The sequence below is a fragment of the Hungatella sp. genome (assembly GCF_046966825.1).
Genome location: NZ_JBKVCZ010000058.1, coordinates 1 through 16,091, shown reverse-complemented (window position 1 = coordinate 16,091; position 16,091 = coordinate 1). Strand labels below are relative to the sequence as shown.

General features: G+C 50.7%; 10 protein-coding genes. All 10 read left to right on the top strand.

Annotation, left to right across the window (positions count from 1 at the left end):
* Positions 1-60 precede the first annotated feature (60 nt).
* Entirely contained in the window at positions 61-957 is an 897-nt protein-coding gene (locus ACLTD4_RS17855) for a carbohydrate ABC transporter permease (protein WP_002600030.1), read from the top strand.
* The gene (locus tag ACLTD4_RS17850) at positions 954-1,787 is read left to right on the top strand and encodes a carbohydrate ABC transporter permease (RefSeq protein ID WP_117622765.1); all 834 of its coding nucleotides are present in this window, start codon (positions 954-956) and stop codon (positions 1,785-1,787) included. The genes ACLTD4_RS17855 and ACLTD4_RS17850 overlap by 4 nt, the downstream gene beginning before the upstream one ends.
* A gap of 83 nt (positions 1,788-1,870) precedes the next feature.
* On the top strand, positions 1,871-5,017 hold the full coding sequence (locus ACLTD4_RS17845) for a glycoside hydrolase family 2 TIM barrel-domain containing protein (protein WP_117622764.1): 3,147 nt from the start codon (positions 1,871-1,873) through the stop codon (positions 5,015-5,017).
* Positions 5,018-5,451: 434 nt separating this feature from the next.
* Complete coding sequence (locus ACLTD4_RS17840; RefSeq protein WP_055655860.1) at positions 5,452-6,399, top strand: DUF5688 family protein; 948 nt, start codon at positions 5,452-5,454, stop codon at positions 6,397-6,399.
* A gap of 410 nt (positions 6,400-6,809) precedes the next feature.
* The gene (locus tag ACLTD4_RS17835) at positions 6,810-8,537 is read left to right on the top strand and encodes an ABC transporter ATP-binding protein (protein WP_117622763.1); all 1,728 of its coding nucleotides are present in this window, start codon (positions 6,810-6,812) and stop codon (positions 8,535-8,537) included.
* Positions 8,528-10,303: an ABC transporter ATP-binding protein gene (locus ACLTD4_RS17830; protein WP_117622762.1), complete on the top strand. Its 1,776-nt coding sequence runs from the start codon at positions 8,528-8,530 to the stop codon at positions 10,301-10,303. The genes ACLTD4_RS17835 and ACLTD4_RS17830 overlap by 10 nt, the downstream gene beginning before the upstream one ends.
* A gap of 112 nt (positions 10,304-10,415) precedes the next feature.
* A complete protein-coding gene (locus tag ACLTD4_RS17825; RefSeq protein WP_002600024.1) occupies positions 10,416-11,282 on the top strand; it encodes a patatin family protein in 867 nt (288 codons plus the stop codon).
* Positions 11,283-11,307: 25 nt separating this feature from the next.
* Positions 11,308-13,686, top strand: coding sequence for an ATP-dependent helicase (locus ACLTD4_RS17820; RefSeq protein ID WP_117622761.1), 2,379 nt, complete (start codon positions 11,308-11,310; stop codon positions 13,684-13,686).
* Between the two features lie 185 nt (positions 13,687-13,871).
* The gene (locus ACLTD4_RS17815) at positions 13,872-14,165 is read left to right on the top strand and encodes a hypothetical protein (RefSeq protein WP_002600022.1); all 294 of its coding nucleotides are present in this window, start codon (positions 13,872-13,874) and stop codon (positions 14,163-14,165) included.
* A gap of 237 nt (positions 14,166-14,402) precedes the next feature.
* Positions 14,403-15,773, top strand: coding sequence for a 23S rRNA (uracil(1939)-C(5))-methyltransferase RlmD (rlmD, locus tag ACLTD4_RS17810; protein ID WP_117634169.1), 1,371 nt, complete (start codon positions 14,403-14,405; stop codon positions 15,771-15,773).
* The last annotated feature ends 318 nt before the right edge of the window (positions 15,774-16,091 follow it).

Below are 16,091 nucleotides of genomic sequence, written 5' to 3'. Positions count from 1 at the left end.
GACGCCCCATCCTTTTTATACCCCAAATTCCGTAAAATCAATACAATCCGGGAGGTAGTTATGAATTCACTGGAAAGACAGAAAAAGATATTTATCATCAGTTCCCTGGTAATCCCCATGGCCCTGCTTATCGGCTTCGTGGTGGTTCCGGCCTTCGATCTGATCCGAATGAGCTTCACCAACTGGGACGGCTATTCGAAGACATACGATTATATCGGCATCGGCAACTATTTTGATATGCTGAAAAACAAGGATCTCTGGCAGTCACTTAGAAACAACGCGGTCTATTTCTTTGGACATCTGCTCTTTATCCCCGTTGAGCTGATGTTTGCCGTCCTTCTGACCTCAAAGCTCCGCGCCTCAAAATTCTATAAGACCATGGTCTTCATGCCTTATATCATCAACGGCGTGGCGATTTCCTACGCATTTTCCTACTTCTTTTCACCGATCAACGGAGCCTTCGATGAGATACTCACCCTGTTTCACTTAGAACCGCTGATCAGAAACTGGCTCTCCGATCCGAAGATCGTGAACTTTGTCCTGGCGGGAGTGTCCTTATGGCGTTTTTCCGGCTATCACGTGATCCTGTTCATGGCGGCGCTCCAGTCCCTTCCCCAGGATGTTCAGGAGGCGGCCAGAGTCGACGGAGCGAGCGCATGGCAGATGTTCAAATATATTCAGATACCTGCCATTATGCTGATGGTGGATTTCGTCCTGTTTGACAATATCCGCGGCGCGCTTCAGGTATTCGATATTCCTTACGTCATGACCAGCGGCGGCCCGGGATATGCGTCTTCGACCTTCACACTCTATACCATCGATACGGCGTTCAAATACAGCAACTTCGGTCTGGCATCCACCATGGCGGTGGCTATCATGATCATGATCGTCGTCATTTACGTGGTTCAGAATAAGATTATCCACGGAGTCGTTTTAAAAGGAGGGAAGAAAGGATGAAACAGCGTACACTGCAGCAAATTGTAAAACAGGTGATCTGCCTCTGCATGGTATCCATCGTGCTGGCGCCGATCCTTTTAACCCTGTTTGCCGCGTTTAAGACGAAGGCGGATATGGTCAATACGTCTCCCTTGCTACTGCCTCCGTTCAGCCGTGTGACCACGGATAATTTCCGGAAGGTTCTGGGGGACAAATACCTGTTGATTGGCTTTAAAAATACGGGAATCATACTCGTTTTCAGTATTTTTTTCAACGTATTGTTTGGTACGATTACGGCGTTTATTCTAGAACGGTTTCAATTCCGGTTCAAAAATCTGATCATGAGCCTGTTTTTCCTGGGGATGCTGATTCCAAGCTTCGTCACGGAGATCGCCCGTTTCAAGATCATCAACGGCCTGGGGCTGTATAACACGCTGGGAGCGCCGATCGTCATCTATGTGGCTTCAGACCTGATGCAGCTTTACATTTACCGCCAGTTCATCTCCACGCTTCCCGTATCCTTAGATGAGAGCGCCCTGCTGGATGGCTGTTCGTATTTCGGCCTGTTTACGAGAATTATCTTCCCACTGCTGGCTCCGGCCACAGCTACGGTCGTGATCATCAAGGCAATCACCATCATCAACGACATGTACATTCCATACCTCTATATGCCGAAAAACAAGCTGCGGACGCTGACCACGTTCCTGATGAATTATGCCAACGCGCAGCAGGGGTCCTGGCAGAATCTGGCGGCAGGAATCATCATCATTATGCTGCCGACGATCGTGATTTATTTATTCTTCCAGAAATACATCCTGGCAGGAATTGCGGCCGGTGCTGTCAAAGAGTAAGAAAGTGCAGAAAATCGTAAAAAAAGAGATGGATTCTTTTGCCGGACGGCCCTATAATAGACGTGAAAAAGGAGGATGTACTTATGGATCACTATCATGCCGATTTAACCTGGCTTGAAAATCCGGAGGTGTTTGCGGTAAACCGTCTGGAGGCGCATTCCGACCACCGGTTCTATGAGAGCAGGGAGGAGGCGGACAGCGGCATCATGAAGCTGCGTCAGTCCCTAAACGGAACGTGGAAATTTTCCTATGCCCCGAAGCCGGAGCAGCGGAAAAAGGATTTTTATCTGCCTGAGAGAAGTCTCGGTGATTTTGGAGAAATCACGGTCCCCGGCCATATAGAGCTGCAGGGATATGGAAAATGTCAGTATATTAATACGATGTATCCGTGGGAGGGTCACTCGGAGCTGCGGCCTCCCCACGTGGACTGGGATGATAATCCTGTTGGAAGCTATGTGAAGGAGTTTGAGACGGACGCGGCCCTGAAGAATAAGAGGCTGTTTCTGTCCTTTCAGGGGGTGGAGAGTGCCTTTTACGTATGGGTAAACGGCCGCTTCGCCGGCTATTCCGAGGATTCCTTTACGCCCTCCGAATTTGAAATCACGGATTTCGTAAAGGATGGGGTCAACCGTCTGGCGGTGGAGGTCTATAAGAGAAGCAGCGCCAGCTGGATCGAGGATCAGGATTTCTTCCGGTTCTCCGGTATTTTCCGGGATGTGTATCTTTACGCGGTGCCGGAATGCCATGTGCGGGACATCTTTGTCCGCCCAGGCGTCCAGGAGGACTTAAAGAACGGAGAACTCACGGTGGATTTAACGCTGGAAGGAAACACGAAGGGCAGTGTATCGGCCATGCTGACCGACCGGGAAGGGAATACCGCCGCTGTCTGGGAACGCATGCCTGCCGGAGAGAACACATTTTTTGCGGGCAGGGTGCCGGAGGTTCATCTGTGGAGCGGGGAAGATGCTTATCTCTATACGCTGACCGTCATTCTGTATGACGAAAACGGAGGGATCGTGGAGATCGTTCCCCAGAAACTCGGTTTCCGCCGCTTCGAGATGAAAGACCGCCTCATGTGCTTAAACGGGAAACGAATCGTGTTCCGCGGAATCAACCGTCATGAGTTCGATGTGCAAAGAGGACGCGCCGTCACGGAAGAAGACATGATCTGGGATATCCGCTTTATGAAGCGCCACAACATCAATGCGGTCCGTACCTGCCACTATCCCAACCAGTCGAGATGGTATGAGCTCTGCGATGAGTACGGGATCTATCTGATCGACGAGGCGAATCTGGAGAGCCATGGCTCCTGGCAGAAGATGGGGGCCTGCGAACCTTCCTGGAACGTGCCGGGAAGCCTTCCGGAGTGGAAGGAATGCGTGGTGGACCGCGCAAAGTCCATGCTGGAGCGGGATAAGAATCACGCGTCCGTACTGATCTGGTCCTGTGGAAATGAATCGTACGCGGGCGAAGATATCCTCGCCATGTCGAAGTATTTCAAGGAGAGGGATCCGTCCAGACTGGTTCACTATGAGGGCGTCTTCTGGAACCGGGAATTTAATGAGACCAGCGATATGGAGAGCCGCATGTACGCAAAGCCTGCGGAGGTGGAGGAGTATTTAAACCAGGAACCGGAGAAGCCGTTTATCCTGTGTGAGTATATGCACGCCATGGGCAATTCTCTGGGCGGCATGGAGAAATACACCTCACTGGAGGACCGGTATCCCATGTATCAGGGCGGTTTCATCTGGGATTATGTGGATCAGGCTCTGATGAAGGCCGACGAGGACGGCGTCCTGCATATGGCCTACGGCGGGGACTTTGACGACCGGCCGACTGATTATAATTTCTGCGGCAATGGAATCGTCTACGCGGACAGAACCATTTCGCCGAAGGCGCAGGAAGTGAAGTTCCTCTATCAGGATCTGAGGCTGATTCCGGATGCCTGCGGTGTGGAGATCGAAAACAGGAGACTGTTTACCGACACTTCCGACTTAGAATTCATCTGGCTTGCTTTAAGGAATGGCGAACCCGTCCATACGGAGAGATTCTGTGCCCGGGTAAATCCGGGAGAGCGGGAGTATGTGAGCGTGCCGGCTCCTGCATTTACAGAGCCGGGAGAGTATGTGTATCAGGTGTCCGCAGTGAAAAAGAGAGCGGAGCTGTGGGCTGATGCCGGGTATGAGACGGCTTTCGGGGAAAGCTGCCGGGTGATTGGAGCTGTCGGTGCTGGAGCTGTCGGTGCTGATGCTGGCGCTGCTGGTGGTGCTGATGCTGGCGCTGCTGGTGCTGGTGCGGACCGTGTTGGTGAGACTTGTGTTGGTAAGAACTTCGTTGAAGAGTGTCACACTGATAACGACCGCCTTCCGTTCACTGTTATTCACGGTGATGTAAATATTGGCGTGAAGGGAAATGGATTCCACATAATATTCTCGAAGCAGGAGGGCGGCATTGTATCCCTCGTCTATGACGGACGGGAGTGGATTGGGAAGATTCCCATGCCTGTGTACTGGAGAGCGACTACGGATAACGACAAAGGCAATAAATTCTCCGTATCCAGCGCCGCCTGGTACGGCGCCGGAAGCTTTCCGCTTTACGACAGCAAAACCTGCGTGGTGGAAGAAGGGGAAGACAGCGTTCGTGTCGCCTATACCTACCGCCTGCCAACGATTCCTGAGACTGTGACGGAGGTCGTTTACGAGGTGGACAGAGAAGGCCGGATTAAAACCACGGCTCACTACTTCGGACGGGAAGGACTGCCGGAGCTGCCGCTGTTCGGCATGAGATTCCGCATCAGCGGAACGGGTGGTGATTTCGAGTGGTACGGCCGGGGACCGGAGGAGAATTACCGTGACAGAAACGCAGGCGCACGCCTCGGAATCTTTAAGGATACGGCGGCGAACAGCGTATCGCGCTATCTCGTTCCGCAGGAATGCGGAAACCGCACCGGAATCCGATGGATGAAGGTGACGGACGGAGCGGGACACAGCATTCGGTTTACCGCGCAGGGACGTCCTTTTGAGGGATCGGTTCTTCCTTATACGGCGGAGGAGCTGGAGCATGCCGCTCACCTGGAGGAACTGCCGCAGCCGCGGTATACGGTCGTAACGATCCTGGCGGCCATGCGGGGCGTCGGCGGAGATGACAGCTGGGGCGCGCCGGTTTATCCGGAATACTGCGTAAGCGGTGAACACGACATTACTTTCAGTTTTGTAATTGGGAGAGATTAGAATTGAGAGAGATTAGACAGCAGTGACAGACGGCCGGCCGCGGGGAACGCGCCGGCCGTCTGATATGACGAAGCCTGTCGAAAGCGGGCTGCAGTTCAGGGGCTGACAGGGCCGTGAACTGTAAGAAAAATATAGGGGTGCAGGAGCCGGTTGCCATTGACAGAGCCGGAGTTCCGGTTTATAATAATATCATTCTGAAGTTCTGATTCTGTTCTGCCGGTTCGGCAATCTGTTTCCAGTATTGTAATTTTCACGCTTAAAACGTATAATAAAAGATAGAATCATACGGTTGCGCGTTTTCCCGCATTCCTGATGGTGGAGGGCTGCGCGTATTTCCACGAAATGCCGGGCATTTTTAAATTCCCTTACAAATCCTTTAATCCATGAAATTCTCATGATTACAGGAAATTTAAGAAAGAGAAGGGCAATGCACGATGAAAAAAGAGAGAGAAACAAAAGAGTATTTGGAGTTTGTGGAGCAGTTTCAGGCGTTTCTGATTCTGATGACAGAGGAGTGGGGCGCGAAGGTTACGCTGCAAAAAGATGGTGAGGAAGAAGAACCGGAGGATTTACTGGTGGTGGAGTTGAGAGGGGACGGTCCCGGGATCCATATCCAGCGGTTCCATATGACGGAGATCTACCAGGATTTCCGGCTGGGGAAAACCATGGAGGAGCTGCTGTCAGAGGCTTCCGACTGTCTGGAACGATGCAGGGAGATTGAGAAGAGCAGTCCGCTGGGGCATATGGAGGACTATGAGTCCATTCGGGAGTATCTGGTCATCCGCCCTCTGAACTATGAGAAGAATGCGGAGAAGCTGAAAGAAGGCGTTTGCGAGGTGACGGGGGATATTGCGCTGACACTCTATGTGAGCATCGGGAATTTCAGCGGACTGTACACGAGCTCCATGGTGCCGAAGGTGGTATTTGACGGATGGAACAGGAGCCGGGAACAGGTGATGAAGGACGCCATGGAGAATACATACAGGCTGTTTCCGCCGCGTCTCTTCAACTGGCTCGACGTCGAACGGTTTGAGGATGAGGACTACGGTATTTTTATGGAACGGGATAGCTGCGTCCGGATGGATGGCGGCGCCTGCGCTACGTTCGTCACGACTAAGAGCCAGATCAACGGAGCGGTGGCCATCTTTCTGCCCGGCGTGGCGAAGCGGCTGGGAGAAATGATGGGGAACGATTTGTACATCGCGTTTACCAGCATGCACGAGGCAGCGATCCATAACTGTGAAAAGGTGTATCCGGAGACGATACGGGAGAGTTTAAAGGATCTCAACAGGGAGATGCCGTCGGATGACGACTTTTTGTCTGAGAAGGTTTACTATTACAACCGCGGGAAAGACAGGATTGAAGTTGTACTGGAATATTGAGAGCTGATCATGAAAAACAGAAAGTGCTTGACAGAACGGAAAAGTGGCAGTATTCTAGTATCTAGATTACCGATTAAAGGAAAAGGAGGCAGAAATATGAAATCTCGTACAATTAGCAGTGGAATTATAAACAATAACAATCAGTCAGTCTGCCTCAGGAAAGAATTCGGTCTCTGATCAGCCATTATTTCGTATGGAAGTCAGTTTGCTATCTGAATTTGAGTAACTATGCCGCAGTCTGAACTGGACTGCGGTTATTTTTATGGTGGAAAGCCGTCAAAAGCCGCAATTTGCTGTTTTTGACGGCTTTTTCCTGTTTTTTGAGGTAATTCGCAGACCGGGCAGTTTTTAACACGTTCCAGGACTGCGATTGACTTGATATGGCACAGTATAGACAAAGGGGGAGCAACATGAGGAATTTAGGGAAGTATGTAAAAAAGTACGGGATCCTGTATGTGGTGGCCATAGCGGCCATGGTAGTGAGCATTCTGCTGGATGCGGCGTCGCCTCAGATAACGAGACACATCATTGACGATGTCATCGTCGGCGGAAAGATGGAGATGCTCATGCGCCTGCTGCTGGGGCTTCTGGGAATCGGCCTTGGAAGAGCCATTTTCCAGTACATGAAGGAATTTATCTTTGATTATTCGGCGTCGGGTATCGGGAGCAGCCTGAGAAAGGATCTTTTCGACCATATCCAGACGCTGTCCATGGGATATTTCGACAGCCATAACACCGGTGAGCTGATGGCGCGTGTCAAGGACGATGTGGACCGAATCTGGAATGCCATGGGATTTGTCGGAATGCTGATCATCGAATGTACCATTCACACAGTGATTATCATGACCTGCATGTTCCGCTTAAGCCCGGTGCTGACGGTGATTCCGCTGCTCGTTATGCCGGTAATCGCCTGGTACGGCTTAAAGATGGAGAATGGTCTTGGCCAGGTCTACGACAAGATCAGTGAGCAGACGGCGGAGCTCAATACCGTGGCCCAGGAGAATTTAGCGGGTGTGCGGACCGTGAAGGCGTTTGCAAGAGAAGATTACGAGATTGACCGGTTCAAACGCCATAACAAGCGGTATTACGATTTAAATATGGAGCAGGCGAAGCTGATCGTAAAGTATCAGCCTAACGTCTCCTTTCTTTCCAAGGTGATGCTGATGGCGATCATCGTAGTCGGCGGCATCATGGTTATTCAGAAACGGATCACCATCGGAGAACTGGGCGCATTTTCGGAGTACGCCAACAATATTATCTGGCCGATGGAGATGGTTGGATGGCTCAGCAATGATTTTGCTGCGGCCATGGCTTCCAATAAGAAGATCAAACGGATCATGGCCCAGAAGCCGGATATCAAGGAACCGGAGGCGCCTGTGATTCCTGAAAAGATCGAGGGAGAGCTTCAGTTCAAGCATGTGGATTTTGATTTATACGGTTCGAGGATTCTGACAGACATCGATTTTACCCTGCCGAAGGGAAAGACGCTGGGAATCATGGGGGTGACCGGTTCCGGAAAGACCTCCATCGTCAATTTAACCCAGAGATTCTACGACGTGACAAACGGAGAAGTTCTGCTGGACGGCATCGATATCCGGAAGCTGCCACTGACCCTTTTAAGGAGCCAGACCACGGTGGTTATGCAGGATGTATTCCTGTTTTCTGACACGATCACGGACAATATTAAGACGGGAAACCGGGACGCAACCGAGTGGGAGAGCGTGGAGGAAGCGTCCATCTGTGCGGAGGCCCATGATTTTATTATGAATCTGGGAGAAAAGTACGATACCGTGATTGGAGAGCGGGGCGTCGGACTTTCCGGCGGTCAGAAGCAGAGAATCAGTATTGCCAGGGCGATCGCAAAGAGAACGCCGCTTCTGATTCTCGATGACTCCACGTCGGCACTCGATATGGAGACAGAGAAGGAGATTGAGCGCCGCTTAAAGATGCAGAAGGACAGTTCCAAGATCATCATCGCCCACCGGATTTCTGCCGTCCGCCATGCGGATGAAATCCTGATTCTGGAAGGCGGAAGAATCATAGAACGCGGCACCCACGAGGAGCTGATGGCGAAAAAGGGGCAGTATTACAGGACTTATCAGGTACAATATGGAGAGGAGGAGCAGTCATGTCAGTAAATACAAGCAGAATCGACGAAGAACAGAAGGAAGTACTGAAAAAGGATACGCTCATCCGGTTGTTTAAGTACCTTCTGGTCTATAAAAAGCAAATATCGGTAGTGCTTCTCATTATGGCCGGAACCATTGCCATCAGCATGGCGACGCCCATTATGATGGAGTATGCCATCAACGTCTGTGTGGCGTCCGGAGATGTGAAGGGACTTCTGAAGCTGGGGGCTCTGGCCGTGGTCATGTTTCTCTTTTTCCTGGCGGGGACCAAGATTCGTATGTATATCATGTCGGACGTGTCAAACCAGGTCCTTCTAAATATCAGAGATGAGCTGTACCGCCATATTCAGACGCTGAGCTTCGGATTTTTCGACAGCCGCCCCACCGGGAAAATACTGGCCAGAATTATCGGCGATGTGAATTCCTTAAAGGATGTGCTGTCAGACAGCGTGACTCAGCTGATTCCGGACCTGATTACCGTGGTCTGCGTCGCGGTCATCATGCTGATCAAGAACTACCGGCTGGCCATGGCGGCCTTGCTGACCCTGCCGATTCTGGTAGTGGGAATGCTGGTCATTGAGACGACGGCCCATAAGCGGTGGCAGATCTACAGAAAAAAGACTTCTAATTTAAATGCCTACGTGCATGAGGATCTTTCCGGTATCAGGGTGATTCAGAGCTTTGCGGCAGAGCGGGAGACGAGAGCCGTGTTTTACGATCTGGTTAAGCAGCATTACCAGGCATTTATCGACGCCGTTGTTGTGGCGGACGGATTCGGCCCGGTGGTGGAGATTACCTGGGGGCTCGGCGGATTTCTGCTGTATTTTATCGGCATCCGCATCATCGGTGTGGGCGAGGTCGGCATCGGTACATTTCTCGCGTTTTCTACCTATATTGCCATGTTCTGGAGTCCGATCCGGAACCTTGCCAATTTTTATAATAAGCTGACAACCAACATATCGGCGGCGGAGCGTATTTTCGACATCATCGATACGGAAGCGGGAATCCGTGACTGTGAGGGAGCGGAGGAACTGCCGGATATTGAGGGGACAGTGGATTTTGAACACGTTTCCTTCGCGTATGATGATGAGCCGGAACGCATGATCCTTAAGGATGTAAACTTCCATATACGCCAGGGGGAGACCATCGCGCTGGTAGGCCCCACGGGAGCGGGCAAGACGACGATTGTGAACCTGCTCAGCCGTTTTTACGAGGCGACAGACGGGCGGGTACTGATTGACGGCTGCGATATCAGGAAGGTGACGCTGAAGAGTCTGAGAAGCCAGATGGGGATCATGACACAGGACAATTTCCTGTTTTCCGGTACCATTAATTATAACATTAAATACGGCCGCCTGGATGCCACGGACGAGGAAATGATCGAAGCCGCCAAGGCGGTGAACGCCCATGACTTCATCATGAAGCTGGAGCACGGCTATGACACCGAGATCAGTGAGAGGGGAGCACGGCTCTCCATCGGCCAGCGGCAGCTGCTGGCATTTGCCAGAACCATGCTGTCGAAGCCGGGCATCCTGATTCTGGATGAGGCCACCTCCAGCATCGACACTCACACGGAGCTGCTGGTGCAGAAGGGCATCGAGGCGCTCTTAAAAGGGCGTACGTCCTTTGTCATTGCCCATCGCCTTTCTACTATAAGAAAGGCCGACCGGATTTTCGTCATCGACCAGGGCAATATCATGGAGGCAGGAAGCCATGAGGAGCTGATGGAGAAGAGAGGGGCTTATTATCAGCTGTATCAGAGCCAGTTTCTGTAGACTGGTTTTGTAAAGTGCGGAAGGTCTGTAAATGGAGAGATTGGCTGGCTTTTTCATAAAGGGATTGACCCGCGGGAGGAAATGCAATAAAATAGGATGCGAGGTGAATGACATGACAGAAGGAGCATTAGTACTGGAAGGAGGTTCTCTGCGAGGAGTATTTTCGGCTGGCGTGCTGGATGTATTTATGGAACAGGGGATCGAGATGTCCTATGTGAATGGCGTTTCTGCGGGATCCATGTGCGGAATGAGCTATATCAGCAAACAGATCGGAAGAACGATCCGGGTAGATTTAGATTATGTAAATGATAAACGGTTTATGAGTTTTCGCAGTATGGTGAAAAACCGTTCGATCTTTAATTTTGATTTTCTGTTTGGGGAATTGAGCGAGACGCTGATTCCATTTGATTTTGAGGCTTTTGAGGCGTCGAAGCAGCGGTTTGAGGTGGTTGCTACCCGCTGTAAGACGGGAAAACCGGAATATTTCGGAAAAGGGGAGTGCGAGAATTTCATAGAGGCGGTGAAGGCCTCCAGCAGCCTTCCTATTATGTCGCGTATGATCGACGTGGGAGGGAAGAAATATCTGGACGGCGGCTGTTCTATGCCGATCGCCTATCAGAGAGCTATCGATGAGGGATATGAAAAGGTAATTGTCATACTGACCAGGAATCGGGGCTACAGGAAAAAGCCTGTGGATAAATGGACGAGACGGGCGTATGAACGGTATTTTAAACCGCTGCCCCGGCTTCTGAAGGCTCTGGAGGAGGCGCCGGAACGGTACAACCGGATGCAGGAAGAGATCGATGAACTGGAAAAGGCGGGCAGAATCTACGTGATCCGTCCCGACAAACCGGTGACCGTGTCGAGAACGGAACAGGACAGAAAGAAGCTGGAAGCACTCTACGAAGACGGGCGCCGTCTTGCGACGGAACAGCTTGAGGATATCAAAAAATATCTGGGAATCGAAATAACAGGTTGACGAAAGGAAATGACGGTACACGTTTATGAGCATTTACGATACATTGAATGAAGTACAGAGAGAAGCGGTATTCCATACGGAAGGACCGCTTCTTGTGCTGGCTGGAGCCGGCTCGGGAAAAACCAGGGTGCTGACCCATCGAATCGCCTATCTGATCGAGGAGAAGGGGGTAAATCCGTGGAATATCCTGGCGATTACCTTTACCAACAAAGCGGCTGGAGAGATGAGAGAGCGTGTGGATAAGATCGTGGGATTCGGAGCGGAGAGCATCTGGGTGAGTACGTTCCACTCTTCCTGCGTAAGAATCTTAAGACGCCATATTGAGAGCCTTGGATATACGACGAATTTTACTATTTATGATTCAGATGACCAGAGGACTCTGATGCGGCAGGTGTTAAAGACGCTGGAGATCGATCCGAAGCTTTATAAAGACAGGGCTATGCTGGGCTTTATATCGACAGCTAAGAATGAACTGGTGACGGCTGCGGAGTTTGAACTGAATGCGGGAGGCGATTTCCGTCAGAAGAAGGTGGCTCAGATTTATAAGGAGTATCAGAGCCAGCTTAAGAAGAATAATGTGCTGGATTTCGATGATCTGATCATGAAGACGGTGGAGCTGTTTCAGAATAATCCGGAGGTCCTGGATTATTACCAGGAGCGTTTTAAATATATCATGGTGGATGAGTATCAGGATACGAATACTGCACAGTTTAAGCTGGTGAGTCTTCTGGCCGGTAAGTACAGAAATCTTTGTGTGGTAGGTGATGATGACCAGTCCATCTATAAGTTCCGGGGAGCCAATATTGGGAATATTTTGAACTTTGAGAAGTCGTATCCGGGGGCTTCGGTGATTAAGCTGGAACAGAATTACCGGTCCAGCCAGAATATCCTAAATGCGGCCAACGAGGTGATCCGCCACAACCGGGGGAGAAAGTCCAAGACGCTGTGGACGGCTAACGAGGAAGGGCCTCTGGTGCAGTATAAGCAGTTTGAGACGGCAGCGGAGGAAGCAGACGCCATCGTGCGCGATATTCAGAACAGCGAATGCGGCTATCAGGACTGCGCGGTTCTTTACCGGACTAATGCCCAGTCCCGTCTGATCGAGGAAAAATGTCTTCAGCGCAATGTGCCGTACCGCATGGTGGGAGGCGTAAACTTCTATCAGCGTAAGGAAATCAAGGACATTCTGGCCTATTTGAAGACGATTGACAACGGAAGGGACGATCTGTCGGCCCTTCGTATTATCAATGTTCCGAAGAGGGGGATCGGCGGCACCAGCGTGGGAAAGGTCCAGGCATTTGCATCGGAGCATGATTTCAGTATCTATGACGCATTTTGCCGTGCCCAGGCGGTTCCGGGGCTTGGAAAGGCTGCAGATAAGATTCTTAAATTTACGGCGCTGATCGAGGATTTCAGAGAGAGGATCCGTTATGAGGACTACTCGATCCGGGAGCTGATTGAGGATGTACTGGATGAGTCGGGATACCAGAAAGAGCTGGAAGCGGAAGGCGAGATCGAGTATCAGACACGTTTAGAGAATATTGAGGAGTTGATCAACAAAGCGGTCAGTTTTGAGCGGGAGCACGACGAGGGAACACTCTCCGAATTCCTGGAGGAGGTTGCATTGGTCGCGGATGTGGACCGGATGGATGATTCGGAAAACAGGGTGACGCTGATGACCTTACATAGTGCAAAAGGACTGGAGTTCCCGCGGGTGTATCTAAGTGGTATGGAGGATGGACTGTTCCCGAGTATGATGTCGATCTCCTCGGATGACAAGGAGGAGATCGAGGAAGAGCGGCGTCTCTGCTACGTTGGAATTACCAGGGCGCAGGATTTCCTGATGCTGACGGGAGCTAAACAGCGAATGATCAACGGGGAAACCCGTTACTCCAAGACCAGCCGGTTCGTCGAAGAGATTCCGGCCGATTTGCTGGAATGTGATAAGCTGGAACCGAGGCTTTCCCCGTTCCGGAAATCTTCGGACTTTGACGACAGCGACCTGCCCTGGGGCCAGGGTGGCGGAAATGCCAGAGGCGGCAGCTCCTGGGGCAGTTCCGGAAGCGGCGGAACGGGTAGCGGAGGCGGTGCGTCCGGCGGCCAGAGACCGACGACCTGGGGAAATAAGGCTGCGGGTGTCAGCAGCTTCGGGCCGGGCAGCAATGCCTATGCGTCAAAGACTGCGTCACCGGTTCAGAAACCGGCGTTTGGCAAGGCATTTACCGTAGAGAAATCCGGCGCTCTGGATTATAAGGAAGGCGACCGTGTCCGCCATGTAAAGTTCGGCGAGGGAAATGTGGTGGAGATCAAGGATGGCGGAAAAGACTACGAGGTAACCGTCTGTTTTGACAAGGCGGGGATCAAGAAGATGTTTGCGTCCTTTGCAAAGCTGAAACCGATCTGATCGGCTTTTCAGGTCAAGAAGGTGAGCCATCTGAAGCATTACGGTTAAAAATCGAAATAAATAAAAATAATCAAAAAAGATAGTAAAAGCATAAAGATGATGGTATAATAAGAACGACAGACAGAAAGATTTCGTTTCTGCCGCATATTTTTATGGAATAGGCTCTCAGAAAGGACGTGGATGATATGAACAGATTCGATACGATGAGCAAAGAAGCTATGAACAGAGTAGAGGAACTCGTGAATTCAAGCAGACTGAACGAGTTGCTGCACAAGAGAGAAGAAGACGAAAAGAAGAAAAACTGTATTCTATGGATACTTGCCATCATTGGTGCTGTAGCGGCAGTCGCCGGCATTGCGTATGCGGTTTACCGTTTCTTCACACCGGATTATTTAGAGGATTTTGAAGATGATTTCGACGATGATTTCGATGATGATTTCTTCGAAGACGATACACCGGGCGAGGGTTCTGAACAGTAAGAAGGACATTTAGAAAAAAGAAGCGTGCCTCAGCGATTGAGACACGCTTTTTGACGCTGTCGGGGCGGGAGTGGTGAGGGACGAAGAGTGATGGGGAGTGAGAGTGGAGATGAGTGAAGAGTGGTGGGGAATGAAGAGTGGAGACGAGTGAGAGTGGTGAGGAATGAGGGCAGTGAGGAACGTGTTGGATGATTGGCTCGTTGCTTGCGGGAATAAACGAGAACAGGAGTAGATGACGTGAAAAAAGGCGAGATATATGAAGGTATTATAGAGAAATTCGATTTTCCGGATAAAGGGACACTGGTGACGGAATCAGGAAAGATTACAGTGAAGCACGCACTTCCGGGACAGAAGGTGTCCGTGATGATTACGAAGAAGCGGGGCGGACGGCTGGAAGGAAAGATCGTGGAGGTGGTGGAAAAGTCACCTCTGGAGACCGCGGAAAAGCCGTGTGTCCATTTCGGCGCCTGCGGCGGCTGTATTTACCAGACGATCCCTTATGAGAAGCAGCTGGAGATAAAGGAAAAGCAGGTTAAGAGCCTGCTGGACAGCGTCTGTGATTCCTATGAGTTTGAGGGGATTCTGGGAAGTCCGCAGTCCGGCGGATACCGCAATAAGATGGAGTTCTCATTCGGCGATGAGTTTAAGGACGGTCCGATGGCACTGGGGATGCACCGGCGCGGAAGCTTTTATGATGTGGTGACTACCACAGAGTGTCAGATCGTGGATCCGGATTTTTGTGAGATTTTAAAGGCCTCCAAAGAGTATTTTGAGAAGCTGGGGCTGGGATTTTATAAAAAGATGCAGCATACGGGTTATTTACGCCACCTTCTGGTGCGCCGCGCGGTTAAGACAGGGGAGATTCTGGTGGATTTAGTGACGACGAGCCAGGAGGATCCGGATTTGAAGCCATTTGCGGAGCTACTGCTTTCCCTTCCGTTAAGCGGCCGGATCGTTGGTATTCTTCATACGTGGAATGATAGTCTGTCCGATGCGGTGAAGAATGACAGGACCGATATTCTGTATGGACAGGACTATTTCTATGAGGAGCTGCTGGGGTTAAAGTTTAAGATATCTCCGTTTTCTTTCTTCCAGACGAATTCGCTGGGGGCCGAGGTACTGTACGATAAGGCGAGAAGCTATGTTGGTGATACGAAAGACATGGTCGTGTTCGACTTATACAGTGGGACGGGTACCATCGCTCAGATGATCGCGCCGGTCGCCAAAAAGGTGGTCGGAGTAGAGATCGTGGAAGAAGCCGTGGAGGCCGCGAAGGAGAATGCGAGGATGAACGGGCTGGATAACTGCGAGTTTATCGCAGGAGACGTTTTGAAGGTAATCGATGATATCGGTGAAAAACCGGATTTGATTATTCTTGACCCGCCGAGAGACGGAATCCATCCGAAGGCGCTGGGAAAGATCATCGACTATGGAGTGAAAAGAATTGTATATATTTCTTGTAAGCCTACGAGCCTGGTGAGGGATCTGGCGGTGTTCCAGGAGAGAGGGTATCAGGTGGAGAAGGTGTGTGCGGTGGATATGTTTCCGGGGACGGGGAATGTCGAGGTGGTAATAATGATGCGGAATTGTGGTTTGAAGGGAAAATAGAGGGGTTAAACCACAAGATATAGTGGTTTTGGCGAAAAATCGAGGGAAAAATCGGGCAAAAAATGGCCGTTTTTGACCCCGATTTTTTGGCCTTTTCATAGATGTGAGACGAGTAAAAGAGGATATGGAGTGAAATTTCAGGTCAGCCAGATCAAAAAATGGCTGGCCTTTTTTAATAGAGTATCAAAAATAGAATCGGCTATGCGGAGGGATAGAGAGGGGAAATTAAATGTTTAAGATTTATTTGAGCCGGACAGTAAGCCCCGGTGTAGGTATCAGTTTGCCGGCTACAATTGAAGAAATGAGAGAAGCCTATTC

Excerpts from the sequence above, each read along its gene's own strand:
- ACLTD4_RS17855 (WP_002600030.1), top strand. The coding sequence starts at position 61 with ATGAATTCACTGGAAAGACAGAAAAAGATATTTATCATCAGTTCCCTG.
- ACLTD4_RS17850 (WP_117622765.1), top strand. The coding sequence starts at position 954 with ATGAAACAGCGTACACTGCAGCAAATTGTAAAACAGGTGATCTGCCTC.
- ACLTD4_RS17845 (WP_117622764.1), top strand. The coding sequence starts at position 1,871 with ATGGATCACTATCATGCCGATTTAACCTGGCTTGAAAATCCGGAGGTG.
- ACLTD4_RS17840 (WP_055655860.1), top strand. The coding sequence starts at position 5,452 with ATGAAAAAAGAGAGAGAAACAAAAGAGTATTTGGAGTTTGTGGAGCAG.
- ACLTD4_RS17835 (WP_117622763.1), top strand. The coding sequence starts at position 6,810 with ATGAGGAATTTAGGGAAGTATGTAAAAAAGTACGGGATCCTGTATGTG.
- ACLTD4_RS17830 (WP_117622762.1), top strand. The coding sequence starts at position 8,528 with ATGTCAGTAAATACAAGCAGAATCGACGAAGAACAGAAGGAAGTACTG.
- ACLTD4_RS17825 (WP_002600024.1), top strand. The coding sequence starts at position 10,416 with ATGACAGAAGGAGCATTAGTACTGGAAGGAGGTTCTCTGCGAGGAGTA.
- ACLTD4_RS17820 (WP_117622761.1), top strand. The coding sequence starts at position 11,308 with ATGAGCATTTACGATACATTGAATGAAGTACAGAGAGAAGCGGTATTC.
- ACLTD4_RS17815 (WP_002600022.1), top strand. The coding sequence starts at position 13,872 with ATGAACAGATTCGATACGATGAGCAAAGAAGCTATGAACAGAGTAGAG.